Raw genomic sequence first — 22,503 nt, forward strand, 5'->3', positions numbered from 1 at the left:
GCACGATCCGTTTTTGGGCAAAATGTCTGTCCGTCGCCGTTTTTTTCGGCTTTAACTTATCTCTTGGCACGCTTGGTTTAAGAGCGAATCCGGCGCTGATAATACCGATAGGATCGATGCGGCCGGGTTGATGAAATCGGGTCACGCTCGGTCTGGAAATCAAAACAGCCGCCTGATTTGCACCAGGCGGCTGTAACTAAACGATTAAACCTTCCCTTGTTATTTGTTTCCCTAAACCGAAGAAGCAGCGAGATGGCGCTGACACCGGGTCGAGAGATGCCACGTGGAGCTGGTTCTTCTCGTACCCTAACTGCTCCTAATACCGCCATTGGAATACGAGGCGAACATTGCGGTCTTCGACCGGGTGGTAGTGCACGTCTTCGATCCCCTGCGCTGGCTCTCCCGCCAATCGCGATGCGTAGTAATACTGGATGTCGCGGTCGTCTTCGTCCAGCAGGTTGAACACCTCCACGCCTACTTCGATTCGGCGGCCGAAATCGTAGTGAAGGCTGCCGTTGACCAACGTCGTCGCCATGCCCCGCACAGAGTTATCCTCAATCAGTGGTAACCCGCTGAAATGACGCAGCCGCAAGCCGCCTGAAAGACCACGCTCTGTTTGGTACACGACTCCGGCGGCCAACGTCCGCGAGACGGAGCCGGGAATGTAATCGCCCGCAGGATCTTCGTCGATAAAGCGAGCGTGGCTCCAGGTGAAATCCAGATCGAAGGCCCAAGATGCGATCGTCAGGTGGTTGGCCCATTCGATGCCCGTCCGACGGCTGGGTCGACCTGCCTCCGTACCTCCGCCGTCGCCGACAAAAACCAATTCGGAATCTTGCTTCAACCAAAATCCGGTCAATGACGTCTGCAGGCCCTTGATCCGTCCACTGCTGATGCCCACATCGATCCCGCGCGAACGGGATAAGGGCGGGACCCGACCCACTTCTTCGCCCCCAACCGGGTCGATGCGAATCGTCATGCCGCGGGCGTCGTTGCTGTGAAAGCCATAGCCGCTGTTGACGAAGATTTCCGTCCCGGGCGCCACCAGGAACGCGGCCGAAAACTTGGGCGAGAGGATGAAGTCGTCTACTTGATCTGAGTTGGCCGCCCACCTGGCCGTAACGTCAGCGCTGACGTAGTCGCCACGAAGTCCCGCAATGGTGCGAAAGCGGTCATTCCAGCGGATCTGGTTACGCAGGTACAGGCCGCCGGCGTACTGGGCGACACGGTCCTCGCGAATCGTTTGGTGGCGAAGGCGACCTTGTGAGCCGTAGAGGCCATTGTCAATTCGGTCGAATCGCAGGCTGATCCCAGCTTCCGTGTTCATATCGCGGCCAAGCCATGTGTGCTGCCGACTATGCTTGTAGCCGAGCCCGCCAATGACGCGGTCGTCCGCCTGTTCAAACTCGTCGCCTTGCTCGGGGTTCTCGAGGAGATAGGTGAAATTGGAGAAAAGCGTCAGGTCGTAGGCGGCGACGTTGGCGAACCATTCGGATCGAGAATCGCGGTCGGCCCGATGGCGGCTGTACGACAGGCTGAAACGAGAGGAATCACCGCCCAAATCGGGGTCCGCCAAACCATAGCGGTCGATCAGACCGGTGTCGACGGCGCGTTGCGGAATTTGATCGGTCGCCAGCCATGTGTTGTCGTAGCCCATCAAGGTCAATGAATAGCCGTCGGCCGCGTCGCCTTGGCTGAGCCGCAAAACGCCGTTCAACTTTTTCGCGTCGTCGCCGCGTAGCCAGGGCCCGTCGTGGCGGCCGAACTCCACCGCACTGAGGAAGTTGTGATCGTGAGCCAATTCAGTCGATTGAGCCCAGAGCAGGCGACCGAATCCGTTGTTGCCGGCACGCAACGAAAGGGAAGAATCGGCCAGCCGGTCCTGATAGTCGATCTGAGCCGAGCCGGCAGAGGAAAAATCGCCCAAGTCGGCGTAGTAGGGACCTTTTCGGTATCGCACCCGTTCCACCAATTCAGGGATCAGGAAATTGAGATCGGCATAGCCTTGACCGTGACCGTGGGTCGGCATGTTGACCTGCATGTGGTCCAGGGAAACTGAAAAATCCGTACCGTGGTCCAGGTTGAACCCGCGCACGAAGTACTGGTTCGCTTTGCCACTGCCGCTGTGCTGGGTAATGATCATACCCGGCGCGGTTTCCAGCAGTTCGCCGGGTCGCAAAATCGGTCGCCGGGCGAGGTCGGCCTGGCCGGTGGCGCCTTCCGCGGCCGAGTCGGCGATGCCAGCCTGGTCGTCGGCGCGGTGCCGGACCTGGACTTCCTCGTAGACCGTTTCCGGTTTACTCGTCAGATCTTCAGCAGGTTCGGGGGTTTCGCTGCCCCAGAGAGGGATACAAATAAGGGCGATCAGGCCCAAAACTCGTTCCAACTTGCTCACAAAGGCACTCCTTGTCGCATTCGGTCGTTTCACTACAACTTGTTCGTCGGCAACCACGAAAGTGGATTTATAGATTTGCAAACTTAGCAAATGAACCCTGGCTTGTCGGGACGATCCTGGGTGCTACCCACATAAGGGTTGGGTATCTGAAACACGGAAGTTCAAGCTCTGGACCAAGCCCCAAAGGGACACGAAGATTTTAGCCCACGGCAACGCCGTAGTCCTGACTTTAATAAGGTTGCACCCCAAAAGGGCGTTTCGAAGGCGGCTGGACCGACGCAAACGCCCTGAATGGAGGCCAGAAAAATACCGAAATACTCGTGTCTCACCGGTGGCTGCCAGGTTTCGGCGCACGATCTCCAGGTGTCGCTCTACGACGGCGACCCCCGGCCGGCTATGCGCGGGAATGGCGTCGGCAGGCGTGCCTGGTCGTCCAATCCTTGAACGTGAGCCTCTTCTTCGACGCGGTACACCGGAAGGGGATTTTGGAACTCCGGTCAAAATGGAGCATCCATTGCGCCGGATATCACCACGGCATAACTCATGGACAGCATCGAAATCTCGCTACGGCGAGATGTGGAGTTCTCGTTTTTGTCTTACTATTGTATGATAATGCCACACTTGGCTATTCTGGAAATTCTACGATTTTCCAGAAATGATCCAGCATGTCAATCATATCCACAAAACCATCACCAACTTTGGATTTGACAAGATAACCGGCAACGTTCAGGTCGTAGGCGGCCATTTTATCTTCATCCCTTTTGGAGGTGGTGAGAATAAAGGCAATGGTTTTATTGAACTTCGGATCACCGCGAAGCTCTTCCATGAACTCAATACCGTCCATACGCGGCATGTTCAGGTCTACCAGCAGCAAATGGGGAATGGGAATAACGTCCTTGCCGTTTTCGCCACGTAGCATTTCCAGTGCCTCCACCCCGTCCTTGGCACGTAATAATGGATTGGCAATACGCGCTTTCTTAAAGGCCCGCTTGACACCTTCGGCATCGATATCATCATCTTCTATCAATAGGATGTTGACTGTTTTTCCACTCACGCTGCTTGCTCCTTTTTTTAAATGGTTATGGATCGTATTTTTGGTTTCTTTGGCCAAGTGAAAGTAAAGGTAGCACCTTTGCCTTCTTTTGACTTAACCTGAATGCGCCCGCCGAAGCGATACACAATTTTTTTGACCAAGGCCAAACCCATGCCACTGCCTTCCACTTCATCGCGGGGCTTGAGGGTTTGGAACATTTCAAATATTTTTTCCTGAAATCTCTCTGCAATGCCTGGACCATCATCTTGCACTGAAAATTCATAAAATAATGTACTTTCGCTTGCAGAAACAACAATAATGCCTTTTTCTTTGTCGTGATGTTTGACGGCATTACCGATCAAATTGTGAAAAATTTGTTCCAGTGGCATACGTGGAATCAAGATGCCATCAAGGCTTTCATCCGCCGTGATAGCAATCTCTGCCGGGACATTTAGAAGGCTCCTGACGTCATCTATCAGCCGATCAGCCTTGATTTTCTCTGTTTTTTTCAGATTTCGCCCTGCACGTGAATACTCCAATAGGTCGTCCAGCAGGCGCTCCATGCGCAACACACGTCCCTGTAATTTTTCCAAACGATCTTTATTTTCATCATCGAGGACTTCTGCCAAATCTTCGGCTAACCATTTTGTCAAGTTGTCAATTCCTCTGAGCGGGGATTTTAGATCGTGACTGGCAACATAAGCAAATTTTTCAAGCTCGTCATTGGACAGTTTGAGATCTTCCATTGTGCGGTTTAAAGAACGTTCTGCTTCTTTTCGAGCTGTAACATCACGAACAATTCCACCAAACAATTGCTCACTTTTTAGGCTCATCTCACTCACCGAAAGATCAATAGGAAAAGTAGAGCCATCTTTGCGCATTCCCTCTAGTTCCCGACCGATGCCGATGATTTTTTTAAAACCCGAGTTTCGATAATTCTGTAAATAACCATTATGTTCGCTGTGATATGGCTCCGGCATGAGAATATTTACATTCTGGCCCAGCATTTCTTCTGCTACATAACCGAATATTTTTTCGCATGCCGGATTCACTTTCTGGATAATGCCTTGGTTGTTTATCGTGATCATCCCATCGATCGCATTGTCTATGAATGCACTATGGCGCGCTTCACTTTGCTCTAGAGCGTTTGCCATCCTTTTTTGAAAGTAAACTATTAATGCAACTACCCATAATGCTAAAACTGAAAGAGCACGGTTTAATTGCACGATCCATGTGTCTGCCTGTATATCGGAAATGAGTAGATAGCCTTTCAATGTAAATACTGTGCCAATTCCCGCAAAGAAAAAGGCAGTGCGAGGAGAACGAAACCAAATGGCAGTAAGCACAAATAATATATGAATGACACCTGCGGCCACCCCAAGCGGCGTAATATAATCAAAAATAATTCCAACAACAGCCATGATCAATGCCGCCAATGGTGCCCCGTTCCTAATTGACGTTTTTGTCATTCCGTCTCCTTACATGACGTAACACCGAACCAATCGCCGTTCCCGATGAATTCGTTGCCTTCTTCCGACGTCACCGCTTTGATGGCTTCAAACGCTACTGTCGGAAAATCACCATGTGCACCACGCTCCAAATAAATGATGGTTGCTAGACGAGCACCCGAAAGAGGCCCATCGTAGCAAAGGGAACAAAGTTAAATCTGGGTCCTGCGTGTTCCCGATATCACAGGAATATTTCAAATTCTCGGCTGAATTTTAAAATTTAATCGAACGAGCTCCTGCCTCCCTTTAATTTTTAAGGAGCCGAAGGCCACCGCCTCCTCTTTTCGTCATTGGGCTTCCGCCTTGGCAGGATCAACTGGCGTGAACCGGTTAGCGATCAGATTTATTCGCCTGGGTTTGATCGTGCTCCATCGAGGCCGATCGTCCGACGAAGATCGCTTGTGTGTTGCACAGGAACGCTCCGCTTCTCGAGCGTCTCTACCCGCCCTCCGACCAAGTCGTCGGGCGGGTTTTACTTCAAAACGCTGTCGAACCTAGGCGGAAGCCTGCTGTGCCAGCCATTTCAATATCGCTTGAGTCGTTTCTTCCGGCTTTTCTTGCTGGATCCAATGACCGCAATCGAGATTGACCACTTCCACATTGGGCACGAACTTATCCAGATTTTCATTCCTCGCGACTGGATCCCGATCACCATGGATCATGAGCGTGGGCTGTTCGATCACTGGGTTCACGTCCGCCAACAGGTGCCAGTTGCGGTCAAGATTTCGGTACCAATTAATGCTGCCCGTGAACCCCGTTGACTCGAAGGCAGATACGAAAACGGCCAGTTCGCTGTCACTCATGATGGGCTCACCGAGTGGTGTTTCCGCTCTGGCGAGATTGATCATCGCCATTCCTGGCTCTGGCTCTCTCAGTGGCTCGTTTTTCCTGTACAGGTTGCGCAGGAATCGGAACGTATTCTCCTCCAATACGGCGTCAGCGACGCCTGGCCGTCGATTGAAGTGGACAAAATAGTGATCACTGCCAAGTATTTGTTCTATGAACTCGATCCAGGGAGTTGCTCCGCGTTCTTGGTAAGGCAAGCTCAGATTAATCACATTATGGACACGATTGGGATGCAATAGGGCCAGCCCCCAAACGACCATCGCCCCCCAATCATGCCCGACAAAGGTGGCAGCTTCGTACCCGTAGTGATCGAGAAGTGCGACGAGGTCACCCGACAAGTGTTCAATGTCATAGTCGGTTACCTCGCTCGGACGCGATGAGTTGCCGTAGCCTCGTTGGTTAGGGACGATGACATGGTAGCCCGCTGCGGCAAGGGCTGGCATTTGAAAACGCCAGGAAAAGGCATGCTCTGGCCAGCCATGACAGAGCACAATCGGGTTTCCCGCGTTTTGCCGGCCCGCTTCGAAGATTTCGAGTTCCACACCGTTGACTGAAATGAGTGTGGGTTTGGGAAAGTCGGTTGGATTGAACATTCAAATTCCTTTCTATCGTCGCGGGGTGATCTGGCGACGCCTGCTACTTTGGGCGGCGCTCTTTTCAACCCCGGGGGTTTGAGGATGCGCGTTGCAAGTTCAAAGTCTCCTTGCTACCGCGGACAGCCATAAATTAAGATCTAATGGTGCCAAAAACTGGCACTATTGATTGGAAGCATGACGAAATGAATGTTCGCCTCAGAAAAGACGCCATCGTGCGTAGCCTTCGCCGCAACGGTACTTCGACAGTCGCTGACTTGGCGGAAGAGGTTGGTGCCTCCAGGCGCACGGTGTTACGTGACATCAGCGCGTTGCGGGATGAGGGCTTTGTCATTCATTCCGAACCCGGGCGCGGGGGTGGCCTGCGACTTGATCCGCAATCGGTTCAAACCACCGCGCGACTCTCGGTCGCCGAGGTCTTTGCGCTCCTCATCAGCGTTGCGTCCATGCGTGCCGCCGGAAGTCTGCCCTTTTCAGGTCTCGCAGACGCCGGGCTTGCCAAAATTGAGAAAGCCCTGCCGTCGGACAAAATTCGAGATTTGCGCCGATTTTTGGATTGCTTGTATGTGGGGAAGCTCTCTCCGCAGGTAGACATATCCGACATGGGAACCATGGAGCCCGCCTTGTTGCCCGCATTCGAGGCAGCTTTTCTCCAACGGCACCTCTTGCGTTTCCAGTACCGTGACGCAAAAGGGGCCGAAACCAGCCGACATGTCGAACCCCAAGCCATGCTGATCCTGCCGCCGCTATGGTATTTGGTGGCCTGGGATCCCGCGCGCAATGACTTCCGGCATTTTCGAATGGACCGGATCAGCGAACCGGAATACGTCGAGGGCGCCACGTTTCGACGGCGACAGGTGCCATTCGCGGATGACGTCCGCCCCCTTCGACATTTGCCTCGATGAACTGCTCACATCGAGCGGCATATGGTAGGACATTTCGTGTACTTAATATATGACTGGAAGCTCGGTAGCCATCTCGCCAGCTTCCGCAAAACCGACATTTACTGCGGCACTGAACATCTGCGAGAGTGCGCCGCGGGGTTCCAAACAGAACTAACCGCTGTCCCCACAAGGGCCCGGAACTCTCACCCGGCCGCCCGAGCATCGGACCGCGCGCCGGCGATGCCCATCAGTGACCAGTCCAGGGCGCGCCGCACGGGGGCTGGCCGGCGCCGGATCCAGGTGGGATTATCGAGCCAAACGCGTGTCACCCCAGGCATGGGGAACACCTCGGCCGAGACCAGTTCCGCCTGGGACGCCACCCATGCCGCGGCACACCGCCAGGAGGACCGAACCCACGAGTCGACCGCCACTCCGGCGACCAACGTCGCGGGCCCGCCGAGCCGATAACCCGCGGCGCGCACTCGCCCCAGATCTGCTTCCAGCACACGGGCCAGGTCGGCGACGCGCACCATTCGGGCACGGGTGCGCGATTCGGCGCGCGTCGCACCGTACCGATAGTGGGTTACGGTGAGGCGGAGCTCGCACCAATGCGCGTCGCGGTCGCGGTGCCCAATGGGTAGGAGATACACGCTGGTATAGCCGGTCGGGTTGCTTTGGGTGAACATGAGATGCCTCCTGGTTGAGATAATGGAGGTAGTATACCATGTGTTGATTGAAAATACTGTTAAAATGTTCCACGTGGAACATGTTTATTAGTAAGTTACTCGGGAGTTTAGCTTCATTTTCGACATGATTGAATCCTTTATGTATTGTAACTGTGTTTGCTTGGTAACGATGTATCGTTAGTGTCAAAACGGTCCCCGAGTATAATTGAGTTTTGTTGTGAATCCTTACATTGGAGAGTTCCGTTGGGACTTCGGCCGTCTTGGCGAGGATGGGGTCGGCGGTGGGGGGATGGATCGGCCAGTTGAAAGCGCTGTTTGAGATTGAGCGGGTATGGCGTAGGGACTCGGAAGCGGTGAGGGGAACGTTGACGGGAAAAGCGATCGTCAACATTCTCTACCAGTTACAGCGACTGGTTCGTACCTGCAACCGCGGCCTAGAGGATTGACCAGCCGAGGAAAAAGACCACCTGATTTCGGCACCGAACCCCCGATGTGGGCTGAGGCTCGCAGGCCTTTCGATGCAATTCAACACGTCAGGTCTCCTGGAAGAACCTCCGGGTTCGATCTCGGCACGTTTCTCGGTTCCCGATTTCGCAACTTCCGTTCCCGAAAGCGCAACCTGTTGCTACACGATTAGATCCCAGAAAAACTCACAAGCATATATTTTACAGATGCTTGAGTCGACTTTTAGGATTGGCGCCACATTTGCTTTTTAAGGGCTCCCGTCGGAGGCGGGCATCTTAGCCGCCACGCGCGACATATTTTCTGTGCGAGGCGAATTTGATGGACATTCCCCGTGGTGAATCCGGGCGGCGAACGCGGCTTAAGTACTGGCTGTTCGCGGGGCTTGGTTTGTCGGCGCTAATCGTCACGCTTCAAGCATTTCAACGACCCGAATCACCGCTGTTGGAGCGGGAAAACATCTGGACGGATACCGTGAAGCGGGGCCTGGTCATTCGCGAAATTCGGGGGACCGGTTCACTTCAAGCCCGTAATCCCCTGTGGGTTACCGCACTATCGGCCGGTCGCGTGCATCGAGTCTTTCTGCGGCCCGGTGTTCCCGTCGAACCCGATACGTTGCTGCTGACACTGACCAACCCACACTTGGAACAGGCCCACCGCGAGGCGCAACTGGCCTTGCAATCGGCACGTTCGGATTTTCAATCACTTGAAGCACGATTGGAACGGGAACGCGTCCAACAAAGTACTGAAATATCGCTGGCGGAACAGGCCGCGAGGGAGGCCCGTCTCGATTCCGAGGCGCAAACCCACCTGCATCGGGAGGGTGTGGTCTCTGAAATCGTCGCCAAGCGGGCGCGTATCAAGTTGGAAATCGCCGAAACCAAGTTGAACCTCGAACGAACCCGGGCCGATCAACTCACGACCCTAATCGCCGCGGAACGCGCCGCAGCGCGCACCAATCTACAGCGCCTCGAGCAAGTCGTCGAACTTCGCTACGAGGAATGCGAAGCGCTCACCGTCAGGGCGGGCACGACCGGTTTGCTGCAACAACTGCCCTGGGAGAGCGGACGCCAGGTTTCCGCCGGTGATCTGCTGGCCCTGATTGCCAAGCCGGACGATCTCCGGGCTGAGTTGTCAATTCCCGAAACGCGTGTTCGGGAAATTGTCGTGGGGCAGCCTGTACGGATCGATACGCGAGGCGCGGTCATCCGGGGACGGGTCGAACGCATCGACCCCGTCGCCCGAAACGGCGCGGTGCGCGTGGACGTCGCTTTGCCGGAATCCTTGCCTGCAGAGGCCAGGCTGGATCTTACGGTGGACGGCGTCATCGAACTCGAACGGTTGGAATCCGTGCTCCATGTGTCGCGACCGGCCTTCGGGGCACCGTTCTCCCAAACCAACATGTTTCGTCTCGCCGATCACGGAAATACCGCCGAACGGGTAACGGTTACTTTCGGCGCCGCCTCGGTGCGGACCATCGAAATCAAGGCAGGCCTGTCGGAACACGATCGCGTCATCCTTTCCGACACCTCTAAATGGCCCGAGGCCAACCAATTACGACTGCGATGAACGCCCATCCAGACCAAGGAAGAACTGATGACCGATCCAAATGCGCTGATACAATTGGAAAACCTCGAAAAGGTGTACTACACCGCCGAGCTGGAAACCCATGCGCTCTGCGACGTCAACCTGACCATTCGCCGTGGGGAATTCGTGACCGTCACCGGTCCCTCGGGCTGCGGAAAAAGCTCCCTGCTCTCCATCCTCGGCCTACTCGACACGCCCACACGTGGCGATTTCACGCTCGCCGGCAAGTCCGTGGCACGGTTGCGCCGCAACGAACGCGCGCACTTCCGCAACCGGGAGATCGGGTTCATATTTCAGGCCTTCAACCTCATCGGCAGCATGTCCGTAAGCGAAAACGTCGCGCTTCCACTGATGTATCGAAAGCTCTCACGAGACGAACGCGGGCGCCGTGTAGACGATGCGCTCGAGAAGGTGGGAATGGCGCACCGACGCGATCATCGTCCCTCCCAACTTTCCGGCGGGCAACAACAACGCGTCGCCGTCGCGCGGGCGCTCGCGGGAGATCCCGCCATTCTGCTGGCCGACGAACCCACCGGTAACCTGGATTCGAAGAACAGCGTCATGATCATGGAGCTGCTCTGCGACTTGCACCGGGAAGGCGCCACGATTTGTATGGTGACCCACAATCCGGATTTCGTGGCCTACGCCCAACGTCGAATCGCCTTGCTCGACGGTCGCGTCGTGGCGGATGAAATCACCGCAACCGCGGCAAGAGGTGCCTAGCATGTTGGAACGATTGTGGATGGAATTTCGGATCGCTTTTCGTGCCCTGATCGCGAAGCCGATCCTCTCCCTGGTGATATTGACGACGCTTGCCTTGGGGATCGGCGTCAATACCGTCATCTTCAGTTTTCTCAATGGGATCCTACTCGAGCCGTTGCCCTTTCCCGAACCCGACCGGCTCATGTTGATTCAGGCCAAGCGCGGCGGCGAACGGAGCGGTCTCAATCTTTCGGATTTCGAATTGTTGCGGAAAGAGTTCGACATCTTCGAGGATGTCGCCCGATTCTTCGACCCCACCGGCGGTTATAACATCAGCAACGACGGTCGTCCGCCCGAAGAGGTCCGGGCCATGCTTTGCACCCACGAACTCTTTCGCGTTTTGGGGATTCCGCTGCTTCACGGCGGGACCTGGGAAGAGGCGAACGACCGCTTCAGAAACCACAGCGTGGTCCTGAGCCACGAGCTGTTTATGCGACGTTACGGCGGCGATCCCGCGGTGGTCGGGACCAAACTCACCCTGGACGCTTTTCACGGCTACCACGTGTACGGGGTGCTGGATCCGCGGATCGACTTTCCCGGCCAAATCGAACTCTACCGCTCCATGGCCTTCGTCGATATGGATTTCGAATCCCGCCACCGGTTCAACACGTTTGCGGTGGCCCGTCTCAAACCCGGCGTGCGGCCCGAGGATGCGGCGCAAATGCTGGCGGCATGGGGTGAGCGCCTAACCCAACGGTGGCCGGACTCCCATGCAAGCCTGGAAGTGGAAGCCATACCCCTCAAGCAGTTGTTCACGGGCGAAGTCAAACCCTACCTGGTGCTGCTTAGCGCGGGAGTATCCCTGGTGTTGCTGCTGGCGTGCGCCAATGTCTGTGGCCTGCTGCTGATCCGGAACAACGAGCGCGCCGGCGAAATGGCGATTCGTGCCGCGCTCGGCGCCACCCGCATGCAGTTGATTCGCGAACAATTATGGGAGGGCCTGCTGTTGGCGCTCGTCGGTGGCCTGATCGGATTGCAACTGGCAATACACGGCGTCGACTTTTTGATCGACATCATTCGGGCCGACCTTCCGTTTTGGATGAAAATTCGAGTTGACGGCGAAGTGTTGACCTATTCGCTGGTGATCACGTTGCTTACGGCGTTGACCTCCGCGGCGGCAGGTTATTTCAGCACCCGGGAAGACCGGTTGGCCGAGCACCTCAAGGACAGTTCCAATTCACTTGTGAACCAACGCCGGGCGGGTTTGGGCCAAATGATCGTGGGCGCAGAAGTCATGCTCGCCACGCTGCTCCTGATCGCCTCCGGCCTGATGGTGAAAAGCTTCAAACGCATGCTGGACGTTCCCCTGGGTTTTGACTACGAGAACGTGACCACTTTCAGTATTTTCCCGTCTTGGGGGACTTATGGGAAAGTGGAAAAAAAGCACATGCTCTTCAACCGGCTAGTGGAGGAATTGTCGGCAATTCCCGAGGTCGAAAGCATCGCCATGAACACGAGACCCCCTTTCGTTCTGGAGAACCCCGTCGTGTTCACCATCGAAGGCCAAGATCTGGCAGCACATGGCGAAAACCCCGCCGTTCAATTGGAAACCGTTTCCATCGATTATTTTCGAACCCTCGGGATCCCATTGCATCGCGGCCGCAACTTCGACAAGACCGATTTGATCGACGCCCCGCCAACCGCGATTGTCAGCCGCGATTTCGCAAACCGAATGTGGCCGGGCGAAAATCCATTGGGGAAACGCTTGAAGCTCTCCCATCCCGACAGCCAAACGCCCTGGCGTACGGTGGTCGGGGTGGTGGAGAATGTGCGGCATTCCGCGTATTCGGTCCAAGATCTCACCGTCTACCTCCACCAACTGCAATCGCGGCAAAGCAACTACATGGTATTCATCAAATCGCGCTTGGGGACGGCGGCCATTGAAAAATTGGCGAAAGCACGGATGCACGACATCGATCCGGAACAGTCCATCTTCGATTTTCGGCCCTACGGTGATTTCATAGCCAAAGGCTTGTGGCGCAAACGCTTGGCTACGAACCTGTTTGCCATCTTCGGCTTGCTCGCCCTCGTCTTGGCCGCGATCGGTAATTACGCCATGATGGTCTATAACGTTCGGCAACGTCGCCGGGAAATAGGGATCTGCATCGCTCTGGGGGCTCCTGATCAGCGGATCATCGGCGAAGAGCTGGCCGATGCCCTGAAAATCGGGATCGTGGGAATCCCTGCGGGCTTGTTGGCCGCCGTTCTTAGTGTAAGATATTTGGCGGAGATGTTATACGGCGTCGAGACCCTGGATGCGATGGTATTTTCCGGCGTTCCACTGATTCTCTTCCTGATAATCTTCGCGGCCGCCTTTTTGCCCGCCTTTTCGGCGAGTCGCATCAATCCCGCGATCCTGTTGAGGAATCAATGATGCTCGCTTGTCGACACAGGACGATCATGAAAAGGCGCGGCCGTGTCTGATTCCCGCCGGCCGAGGCTTCTTGTGGTCGACGACCATGCCAAGGTCCTTCGCGCTTTGGGACTGCTGTTCAAACGCGAGGGTTTTGGCTGTCGCTCTGCGACCGATCCCACTGCGGCTCTTGATTTGTGCAGGAACGAAACCTTTGATTTGGCATTGATCGATCTCAACTTTACCCGGGACACCACCAGTGGGGAAGAGGGCTTGAACCTTTTGTCGGCGATCCGCACCCTGGATCCGGAAATGCCCGTGTTGGTGATGACGGCCTGGGCGCAAATCTCGTTGGCGGTGGAGGCAACTCGCCGCGGTGCCGCCGATTTTATCGAAAAGCCCTGGAGCAACGACCGCTTGCTCCAGATCGTGAACACGCAACTCGAGTTGTCCCGGACCCGCTCGCGGAACCGCGGTCTTCAGGCGACCGCCCGCTTGCTCGGCGGGACCGACGAACCGCTGTTGTCCGAGGATCCCGGTTTCAAGAAGGTCATGTCCCTGCTGGACAAGGTCGCGCCCACCGATGCCAACATTCTCATCACCGGTGAGAACGGCACGGGCAAGGGGATGGTCGCGCGCCGGGTGCACCGCCGCTCGCCCCGCGGCGCGGCGCCGCTGATTTCCGTCAATATGGGCGCCATTCCCGAGAGTCTGTTCGAAAGCGAAATGTTCGGTCATATCAAGGGCGCGTTTACCGGCGCTCTGGAAAGTAGACCGGGCAGGTTCGAGATCGCCGAGGGGGGGACGCTTTTTCTGGACGAGATCGCTACGATTCCCATCTCCCAACAACCCAAGCTGCTCCGAGTGCTGGAGACCGGCGAATTCGAGCCCGTGGGTTCCTCACGCACACACCGCGCCGACGTACGCCTGATCTCCGCGACCAACGCGGATTTCCCGGAACTGATCGCCGCGGGCCGTTTCCGCCAGGACCTTTTGTTTCGATTGAACACCATCGAGGTTCATTTACCGCCCTTGCGTGACCGCGGCGACGATGTTCTCGTCCTGGCCGAGCACTTCCTGAAGGAACTGGCAACCCGCTATAACCGCCGGTTTCAAGGTTTCGCGCGCGGGGCGATGAGCCAACTCCAGGCCTACGACTGGCCGGGGAACGTACGCGAACTCAGACATGTGATCGAGCGCGCCGTTCTCGTGGCTGCGGGGCCGGTGATCGAGGCCGGCGATCTCGCGCTGCAAACGGCTTTAAGACGGCCAGGGCTGGACGGCATGACGCTCGCCGAAGCGGAGAAGTATCTCATCCAAACCACCCTGGACCGGTTCGGCGGTAACGCGGTTAGAGCCGCCGAGGCATTAGGTGTCAGCAAAAGCGCAATCTACCGACGCATGGAAAAGCACGGGCTCGGCAAAGGCAGCGCCTGATGCGCAGGCCGGGATTGGAATTCCAGTTGGCCGGCCTGTGCTTGTTGCCCGGTGGAATCGCTGGGGCTGCGCTCGCTTTCGAATACGTCAGCCATCACTCGCGCTCACCCGTCTTTTGGCCGCTACTCGGCGGCCTGGCGGCGGCATGCCTGGTAACCGCCCTCGTGGTGATTTACAAGGTCCGCCATGCGTTCGGAACCTTGATCAACCTTCTGGGATCGCTCCGAGAAGGCGAATACGCCATTTATGGCAGGATCCGATCTCCGGGAAGTCCCTTTGACGCGGTCTTGGCCGAAATCAACGGCCTGACCGCGATTTTGAAAGAGCAGCGTTTGGGTGAGCAGGGTGCCTTGTTGTTGCTGGACAGGGTGATTCGCGAGATCGACGCCGCGGTGATTGTCTTCGATCAACACCGCATCATTCAAAGGACGAATCCGGCGGCGCAACGAATGTTCGGCCAAAATAAGTCTGTCCTCGAAGGTAAATCGGCGGGCGCGCTCGGCCTGACCGAATTTTTGAAGGAGGAAGGCCGGCGGCTGGTCACCCATGATTTCGCCGGTGAGACCGGGCGCTGGGAAATATCGTGTCGACGTTTTAAAGAGAAGGGCCTGGTGTACACCTTGCTGATGGTGGGAAACCTCAGCGCGGTCCTGCGCGAAGAGGAACGCCGAGCCTGGAAAAAGTTGATTCGGGTATTGGGACACGAATTGAACAACGGCTTGGCCGCCATCCACTCCACGGCGGACACACTCCACGGCTGGGCGGCCCATCCCCGGGGTGAACCCCTGCCAAACGAAGACTTGTTGAGCGGTTTATCCGAAATCATCAACCAATCGGCGGATCTATCCCGCTTTCTCAACGGCTACACCCGCCTGGCCAAACTTCCCCCACCAGAAATGTGTTCGTTGGACTTGCCGAGCCTGATCCGCCGATTGGTAAAGCTCTTCCCCGACGTAGAAATCGACATCCAAGCCCCGGAAACCTTGGAAACCAAAGCCGACGAGGGCCAACTCATGCAAGCGGGCCTCAACCTTCTCAAAAACGCCGTGGAGGCGACGACCCTAAGGGAGGGTCGGGTGGAGATCCGGCTGACGGGCAACCGTGAAACCGCAACCGTCCAGATCATCGACGAAGGGGAGGGCATCCAAAACCCGGACAACCTCTTCACACCTTTTTACACCACCAAACCCAAAGGCGCGGGCATCGGACTACTCTTGAGTCGAGAAATCATCGAAGCCCACGGCGGCACGCTTGAACTGAAAAACCGTGAAAACGCCAAGGGCTGCATCGCGAGCATCACCCTGCCGAGAAACACAAAAAGCCGAAGTCTCGAGTCGCATGATGAAGCCTGAATTCCGATTGTCGGGGCGGCGACTTTCGAGAAACCACCGCTTTCTGGTTCGTCTTTGGCCAAAAAGTCCGTCCACGGATCAAACCGCTGGCCCGGTTCGCGTTGATACCCGTTTGTATGGAGAACCTGTCGGTTTCGAGGCATTGCTTCAAAAAACCGCTGATGTCGGATGGGCACTGCCCGGAAATTCGAAGGGTCACGTCGACGAAGCGTGTCGCGGAGGCATGGCCTACCGCGACACGCGAGTACAGTTACGGGTTCGATCGCCTCAGAGGTCGAAGCGGTCCGAATTCATGACCTTGGTCCAGGCCGCCACGAAGTCCCGCGCAAACTTCTCTCTCGAGTCCTCGAACGCGTAGACCTCGGTCACCGCGCGCAGTTCCGAATTGGAACCGAAGATGAGATCGACCGGGGTGGCCGTCCATTTGAGCTTGTTCGTGGCCCGATCGTAACCCTCGTAAACTCCCTCGGAAGAGGCCGACTTTTTCCACTTGGTGGACATGTCCAGCAGGTTCACGAAGAAATCGTTACTCAGGGTTCCTGGCCGGTCGGTGAAGACACCGTGCCGCGATTGGTCGGTATTGGCGTTCAGCGCCCGCATGCCGCCCACCAGAACGGTCATCTCGGGTACCGTGAGGTTCAGGAGGTTGGCCTTGTCGACGAGCATCTCCGCCGGAGAGCGGTAATTGCCGGCAGCGAAGAAGTTGCGGAAACCGTCCGCCTTCTGCTCGAGTTCATTGAAGGAGGCGACGTTCGTCTGTTTTTGGGATGCGTCCATTCGACCAGGAGTGAAGGGTACCTTGACGTTTTTGTATCCGCCGTCCTTGGCGGCCTTCTCGATGGCCGCGGCGCCGCCCAGGACGATCACATCCGCCAGGGAGACCTTCTTCCCCCTGGAAAGCGATTTCTGGAAGCTCGTTTGGATTTTTTCCAATTTGTCCAGAACCTTGGCCAGTTCTTGCGGGCTGTTGGCCTCCCAGTCTTTTTGGGGCGCCAAGCGAACGCGTGCGCCATTGGCGCCACCGCGCATGTCACTGCCGCGGAAGCTGGATGCGGATGCCCAGGCCGTTCTGACGAGCTCGGGTACGGTCAAACCCGAATCGAGGATCCTGGCTTTGAGTTTTTCCACCTCTTTTGCATTGATCAGCTTGTGGTTCTGTTTGGGAACCGGGTCTTGCCAGGCCATTTCCTCTCTTGGCACTTCGGAACCGAGATAGCGCGCTCGCGGACCCATATCGCGGTGGGTCAGTTTGAACCAGGCCCTGGCGAAGGCCTTCTCGAATTCCTGGGGATTGTCGAGGAAACGCTTGGAGATTTTCTGGTAACTGGGGTCGAATCTCAGCGAAAGGTCGGTCGTGAGCATGATCGGCGCGTGGAATTTTCCTTGGACATGCGCATCGGGAACGTTTTTGATGGACTCATCGGTGGGCACCCATTGGATCGCACCCGCAGGGCTCCTGGTTTGCTTCCACTCGAATGCGTACAGGTTCGTCAGGAACATGTGTGTCCAGCGGGCCGGTGCGGAAGTCCATGCGCCCTCCAGGCCACTGGTAAAGGTGTCCTCGGCCTTGCCTTTGCCGGCGGTGTTCTTCCAACCGAAGCCTTGTTCCTCGGTGGGGGCGGCCGCGGGTTCGGCGCCGACATGTTTGGCTTTGTGGGCGCCGTGAGCTTTTCCGAAGGTGTGGCCGCCGGCGATCAGCGCGACCGTTTCTTCGTCGTTCATGCCCATGCGACCGAAGGTCACGCGAATGTCGTGAGCGGCCGCAAGCGGATCGGGATTGCCGTTGGGGCCTTGGGGATTGACGTAGATCAGACCCATTTGGGTCGCGGCCAACGGGCGGTCCAACTTCCGATTGCCGCTATGGCGCTTGTCACCTTCAAATTTGGCTTCCGGTCCCCAATAGACCAGATCCGGCTCCCAGTCGTCTTCGCGGCCTCCGGCAAAGCCGAGCGTTTTGAAGCCCATGTTTTCCATGGCCACGTTGCCCGTCAACACAATCAGGTCCGCCCACGAAAGATTGCGACCGTATTTCTGCTTGACCGGCCAGAGCAACCGGCGGGCCTTGTCCAGGTTGGCATTGTCCGGCCAACTGTTGAGGGGGTCGAACCGCATTTGGCCGCCGGCGGCGCCACCGCGACCGTCGGCCGTCCGGTAGGTACCCGCGCTGTGCCACGCCATGCGAATGAAGAACGGCCCGTAGTTGCCATAATCGGCCGGCCACCATGCTTGCGACTCGGTCAGGATGGCGTTGATGTCCTTTTTCACCGCCTTCAAGTCAAGCGTCTTGAACGCGGCGGCGTAGTCGAATTTCTCGCCATATGGATTGGACGCGGGATCGTGGGCACGCAACGGCGCGAGGTTCAATTGCTCGGGCCACCAGAATTGGTTGGACTTGGCTTCGCCTTTTTGCGCCGTAGGCCCACCCGCGGTCAGGGGCGTGAGCGAGACGACCAACAAAGACGCGATCAAGGACATTGGTAACAAGTTCCTTCTCTTCAGCATGGAAAATCTCCTGTTCGTTTTGGTTTTCTGTCGGTTACGGTTGACCCAAAGGTTGTCATTGATTCGAATGGGTGATTTTTGGGGGGAGGCCGCTTGGCGAACGGTTGGCGAGGCGACTGCGGTGCTCGCTCTCGGGGTCGCGTGGGGGCCGGCAGTAGGGAGGGTTCTTTCGCGAACGGGGACACCAAACGGTGGTCGCGAAGACCCGCTTTTTTCGATTTCTCGATCCGGCAAAGAAAGCTCCGTGGGATCATTGCGTGACAGCCGATGTGCGGGTGCCGCGAAGCCATTTGCGATCGATGGGATGTTGCCGGCGTTCACAAGCATCGGACATGGCGCTTTCTTTGGCTTCGAAACAGATCGAACCCGAGGGGCAGCGCCGGCCTTTCGCTCGTTCGAGGTCGCCAAGGACCGCATGTTCACCTCCACCAGTAGGTGCCCTGGGTAATGCGACCTTGATGCCGAACAATTAAATATTTTTATTTCAGCGTGTTAGATCAAAAATGTGCGTGGTGGCAACCACGAAAAATAATGAAACACCCAAATATCGGTGAATGCCCACCGATATTTCGCGGGCCTTGACGAAGATCTCGATTGTGGCCCTCTTTGGGTTGAGCGTCGATGCGCACCCGGAACGGGCCTTGGGTAGGGGACTCCGCCTCCCGAACGAGGCTACGTCGCTTCGATCGCATTGATGACGACATCGATGACCGATCGACTTCGGTTTTAGCGCGCGCGATATCGACGTGCTTGGCGGTCGAGAGCAGGTTTTTGTCGTCTCGGGCTCGACGGCCAATCAGCGCTGCACCCAGGTCGGGGACTTGCCGATCTTGTCCAAGAGAAAGTCCATGAAGACCCTCACTTTTGTGGTCAGGACGTTCGACTTCGGGTAGACGAGCCAGAGCACGGAATGGTCGTTGACCACGTACTCCGGCAGAACGCGGACCAGCGAACCGGTGGCGAGTTCGCGGTGCACGCTCCAGAGTGAATTGACGGAAATACCCGCCCCCGCGACGGTTACCAGCTTTTGGCTCAGCCCGTCGTCGACGACCAATCGGCATCCCGCCTGGCGTGGGTCGAATTGACCCGATGCTCCGCCAGGACCCATCAACTCTTTCGGAGACTGGTCCTTGAAGGCGATCAGTTGATGCTCGCTGAGGTCGTCCGGGTGCCGGGGCGTTCCACTTCGTTCCAAGTAATCCGGGGCGGCGCACAGGACGCGCTCGTCGTCGGCCAGTTTGCGGCTCTTGAGGCTGGTGGCCGCCAGCACCGAATTGCGCAGGGCCAAGTCGAAACTGCCCTCGATCAAATTGAATTGCATGTCCGATAGCCGCAGGTCGAGCTTGATACCGGGATGCAACTCGAGGAACTCGGGTAGGAGAGGGGCGATGTAGAGCTGGGCGAAGGTGCTGGGTGCGGTGAATCGCAAGGTGCCTGTCACGGTCGAGTGTCCCTGCCCCAATGCCGCACGGGCCGCACTTTCCTGGGCCAAAATCTCCTTGGCGTAGGGCAGGAACTCGGCCCCCTCCAGGGATAGGGTCACTTTTCTGGTAGAGCGGTGCAGCAAATCCGCCCCGAGTGCGTTTTCCAGTTTGGCCAGCCTGGCGCTGGCCACGGCCGGCGCCAGGCCGAGCTCCCGGCCGGCAGCGCTGATGTTCCGCTTCTCCGCGGCCAAAACGAAGAGCTGTACGCTTTCTGTATCCATATGATTATATCCATTTTCCGAATTATGAATTAAATAATAGGTTGTTTATATAATTTTTCAAGATGATATCGTTTCCTCATCGCATTTTGGAGCTACCAGTTTCGTTTAGGAGATGCCATATGAGTTACGATCAGTTCACTACCTTTCGCGTTAACATCGAAAACGCCGTTGCCTGGGTCACGTTCGACTACCCACCCGTCAACATTCAGGGTTTGCCCATGTTGGCCGATCTGAACAGGCTGGCGGAAGCACTGGAACTGGATCGCGACATCAAGGTCGTCGTCTTCCAATCCGCCCATCCCGAGATTTTCGTGGCCCATGCCGACACGGATTTCCTCAAGGACATGTCCACGACCGCGGTTTCTCGCGACGCGGTCGAATTGCTCGACCTCCAAACCACACTGGAGCGCATCAGCAAGCTGCCCCAGGCGACCATCGCCAAAATCGAGGGTTTCGCACGCGGCGGCGGTCACGAATTTGCCTTGGCTTGCGATATGCGCTTCGCGGCTCGCGGCAAGGCCAAGTTCATGCAAATGGAAGTCGCGATGGGCATCCTTCCCTGCGGCGGTGGCGCTTCGCGCATGGCGCGTCAAGTAGGCCTGGGTCGCGCCCTGGAAATCATCCTGAGCGCCGAAGACTTCGACGCGGACAAGGCCGAGGCTTACGGCACCATCAACAAGGCACTCGACCCAGAAGACATCGGCCCCCATGTGGAAGCGCTGGCCAACCGAATCGCGCACTGGCCGGCGGCCTCCATCCATGCCTGTAAACAGGCCGTCCATGCCTCCACCGATATGACCATTGCGGACGCCCTGATGGAAGAGGCCTACTGGCTCTACCAGTCCATGAGCCAAACTCCGGCGCAGAAGCGGTTCCAATACGCGAACGACAACGGCGCCCAGTTCGACATGAACAATCAGCGCGGCTGGAACGAGGTGCTGCTGGGCATTCAGGAGATTCAGTAATGGGGAACCTCGAACAGAACAAGCAAACGGTGCGCGAATTTTTCGAACGTTTCTCGGCCGGCGATGTTCCCGGTGCGCTCGGACTCCTCCACGATGCCGTCGTCTGGAGGGTGATGGGCCGGGAAGGCGGTCTGCCGATGTCGGGCGAAATGGACAGAAACGGGATCGCCGATCTGATGGGCGTGGTGAAGGACGCAATCCCGAACGGGATGAGGCTGACGCCCACGGGGTGGACGGCGGAAGGGGACAGGGTCGCCCTGGAAATGGAATCCTATGGGGAAATGGCAGACGGAACGATCTACAACAACCTGTACCACTTTCTGGTTACACTCTCGGAAGGAAAAATCACCTCGCTTCGAGAATACATGGATACGCATCACGTCAAGCGGGTATTCATTGACGGCTGAAATGGTCGGGTGTCCCCGTACCTCTGGCCGCCAACCTTCTGCCGAAATTCGCGAAAGATAGGAGTGACGCACATGCCGCAAACGATACTCATCACCGGTTCGACGGATGGCATCGGTTTGGAAACAGCCAAGATGCTGGCTCCCATGGGCCATCATCTCCTGCTGCACGGGCGCAATCGTGCCAAATTGGAAAAGGCTGAACAAACGCTCGCTGCACGGCCAGGCAATGGGCGCGTCGAAAGCTATGCCGCCGATCTCTCGCGCCTGGACGAGGTCGAGGCCCTCGCGAAGGCGGTGGCGGAAACGCACCCAAAACTCGACGTACTGATCAACAACGCGGGCGTCTACAACGCACCCGTTCCCATCACGGATGACGGGCTCGACGTGCGGTTCGCGGTCAATACCATCGCTCCCTATCTGTTGACCCAGCGGCTCTTGCCGTTGCTCGACAGATCCGGGCGCGTGGTCAATCTGTCTTCGGCCGCGCAGTCGCCCGTCGACCCCGACGCACTTGCCGGCAAAACGCGCCTGTCCACCGGCGCGGCCTATGCCCAAAGCAAACTGGCCCTGACGATGTGGTCTCGCGAGATGGCCGAATACCTGGCGGATGGCGGTCCGGCCATCATTGCAGTGAATCCCGGGTCCATGCTTGGCAGCAAGATGGTACAGCAGGCCTTCGGTGTGGCCGGCGGCGACATCCGCATCGGCGGCGACATTCTCTGCAAGGCGGCGCTTGACGATTCGTTCGCTGCAGCTTCCGGACAGTACTTCGACAACGACAAAGGGGTCTTCGCACCACCTCATCCCGATGCGCTCGACTCGCGGAAATCGCAAGAAGTCGTGCGGGTGATCGAACGGATTTTGGCTGAGAAAAAATCATAAGCGGAAGCAGATCTTTTGAAGGGCCGGTGTTCGGTCACATGAACACCGGTTTTGAAAGACAATTTCCATACTTGATCATCGGCGCACTTGGATTTTTCGGGAATCATTGCCCTACATGCCGTAAAGATATCTTTCTCCGAACGA

16 protein-coding genes are annotated in these 22,503 nt (G+C 56.9%); 9 read left to right on the plus strand and 7 right to left on the minus strand.

Going from position 1 to position 22,503, the window contains the following annotated elements:
- Nucleotides 1-316: 316 nt before the first annotated feature.
- The 4 genes from J3U87_RS26175 to J3U87_RS26190 form a co-directional block, all read right to left on the minus strand.
- Nucleotides 317-2,395: a TonB-dependent receptor gene (locus J3U87_RS26175; RefSeq protein ID WP_237378740.1), complete on the minus strand. Its 2,079-nt coding sequence runs from the start codon at nt 2,393-2,395 to the stop codon at nt 317-319.
- Between the two features lie 625 nt (nt 2,396-3,020).
- Complete coding sequence (locus J3U87_RS26180) at nt 3,021-3,449, minus strand: response regulator (protein WP_237378741.1); 429 nt, start codon at nt 3,447-3,449, stop codon at nt 3,021-3,023.
- A gap of 17 nt (nt 3,450-3,466) precedes the next feature.
- Complete coding sequence (locus tag J3U87_RS26185) at nt 3,467-4,897, minus strand: sensor histidine kinase (protein WP_237378742.1); 1,431 nt, start codon at nt 4,895-4,897, stop codon at nt 3,467-3,469.
- Between the two features lie 533 nt (nt 4,898-5,430).
- Entirely contained in the window at nt 5,431-6,375 is a 945-nt protein-coding gene (locus tag J3U87_RS26190) for an alpha/beta fold hydrolase (RefSeq protein ID WP_237378743.1), read from the minus strand.
- A 185-nt stretch (nt 6,376-6,560) separates the two neighbouring features.
- Between J3U87_RS26190 and J3U87_RS26195 the strand changes: the two genes are divergently transcribed.
- Entirely contained in the window at nt 6,561-7,280 is a 720-nt protein-coding gene (locus J3U87_RS26195; protein ID WP_237378744.1) for a helix-turn-helix transcriptional regulator, read from the plus strand.
- Between the two features lie 182 nt (nt 7,281-7,462).
- Here J3U87_RS26195 and J3U87_RS26200 read toward each other — a convergent pair whose 3' ends face one another.
- Nucleotides 7,463-7,945 carry a hypothetical protein gene (locus J3U87_RS26200; RefSeq protein ID WP_237378745.1) on the minus strand — a complete coding sequence of 161 codons (483 nt, stop codon included), beginning with the start codon at nt 7,943-7,945 and terminating at the stop codon, nt 7,463-7,465.
- 783 nt (nt 7,946-8,728) lie between these two features.
- Between J3U87_RS26200 and J3U87_RS26205 the strand changes: the two genes are divergently transcribed.
- From J3U87_RS26205 to J3U87_RS26225, 5 genes are all read left to right on the plus strand, one after another.
- Nucleotides 8,729-9,976: an HlyD family secretion protein gene (locus J3U87_RS26205; RefSeq protein ID WP_237378746.1), complete on the plus strand. Its 1,248-nt coding sequence runs from the start codon at nt 8,729-8,731 to the stop codon at nt 9,974-9,976.
- 27 nt (nt 9,977-10,003) lie between these two features.
- Nucleotides 10,004-10,717 carry an ABC transporter ATP-binding protein gene (locus J3U87_RS26210; RefSeq protein ID WP_237378747.1) on the plus strand — a complete coding sequence of 238 codons (714 nt, stop codon included), beginning with the start codon at nt 10,004-10,006 and terminating at the stop codon, nt 10,715-10,717.
- Between the two features lies 1 nt (nt 10,718).
- Nucleotides 10,719-13,130: an ABC transporter permease gene (locus J3U87_RS26215; RefSeq protein WP_237378748.1), complete on the plus strand. Its 2,412-nt coding sequence runs from the start codon at nt 10,719-10,721 to the stop codon at nt 13,128-13,130.
- A gap of 72 nt (nt 13,131-13,202) precedes the next feature.
- Entirely contained in the window at nt 13,203-14,546 is a 1,344-nt protein-coding gene (locus tag J3U87_RS26220; protein ID WP_237378749.1) for a sigma-54-dependent transcriptional regulator, read from the plus strand.
- Complete coding sequence (locus J3U87_RS26225) at nt 14,546-15,898, plus strand: ATP-binding protein (protein WP_237378750.1); 1,353 nt, start codon at nt 14,546-14,548, stop codon at nt 15,896-15,898. Before J3U87_RS26220 ends, J3U87_RS26225 begins: the two co-directional genes overlap by 1 nt.
- Before the next feature lie 267 nt (nt 15,899-16,165).
- On the opposite strand, the gene katG is transcribed toward J3U87_RS26225, so the two are convergent.
- Nucleotides 16,166-18,400, minus strand: a complete 2,235-nt coding sequence (gene katG, locus J3U87_RS26230) for a catalase/peroxidase HPI (RefSeq protein WP_272932422.1) — start codon at nt 18,398-18,400, stop codon at nt 16,166-16,168.
- A 796-nt stretch (nt 18,401-19,196) separates the two neighbouring features.
- Nucleotides 19,197-20,105: a LysR family transcriptional regulator gene (locus tag J3U87_RS26235; RefSeq protein WP_237378751.1), complete on the minus strand. Its 909-nt coding sequence runs from the start codon at nt 20,103-20,105 to the stop codon at nt 19,197-19,199.
- Between the two features lie 119 nt (nt 20,106-20,224).
- Here J3U87_RS26235 and J3U87_RS26240 point away from each other — a divergent pair, with 119 nt between their 5' ends.
- The 3 genes from J3U87_RS26240 to J3U87_RS26250 all read left to right on the plus strand — a co-directional run bounded on the left by J3U87_RS26240 (nt 20,225) and on the right by J3U87_RS26250 (nt 22,359).
- Nucleotides 20,225-21,070: an enoyl-CoA hydratase/isomerase family protein gene (locus J3U87_RS26240; protein WP_237378752.1), complete on the plus strand. Its 846-nt coding sequence runs from the start codon at nt 20,225-20,227 to the stop codon at nt 21,068-21,070.
- Nucleotides 21,071-21,099: 29 nt separating this feature from the next.
- Nucleotides 21,100-21,477, plus strand: a complete 378-nt coding sequence (locus J3U87_RS26245) for a nuclear transport factor 2 family protein (RefSeq protein WP_237378753.1) — start codon at nt 21,100-21,102, stop codon at nt 21,475-21,477.
- Between the two features lie 72 nt (nt 21,478-21,549).
- Complete coding sequence (locus J3U87_RS26250; protein WP_237384539.1) at nt 21,550-22,359, plus strand: SDR family NAD(P)-dependent oxidoreductase; 810 nt, start codon at nt 21,550-21,552, stop codon at nt 22,357-22,359.
- The last annotated feature ends 144 nt before the right edge of the window (nt 22,360-22,503 follow it).

Source organism: Sulfidibacter corallicola (assembly GCF_017498545.1).
GTDB lineage: Bacteria > Acidobacteriota > Holophagae > Acanthopleuribacterales > Acanthopleuribacteraceae > Sulfidibacter > Sulfidibacter corallicola.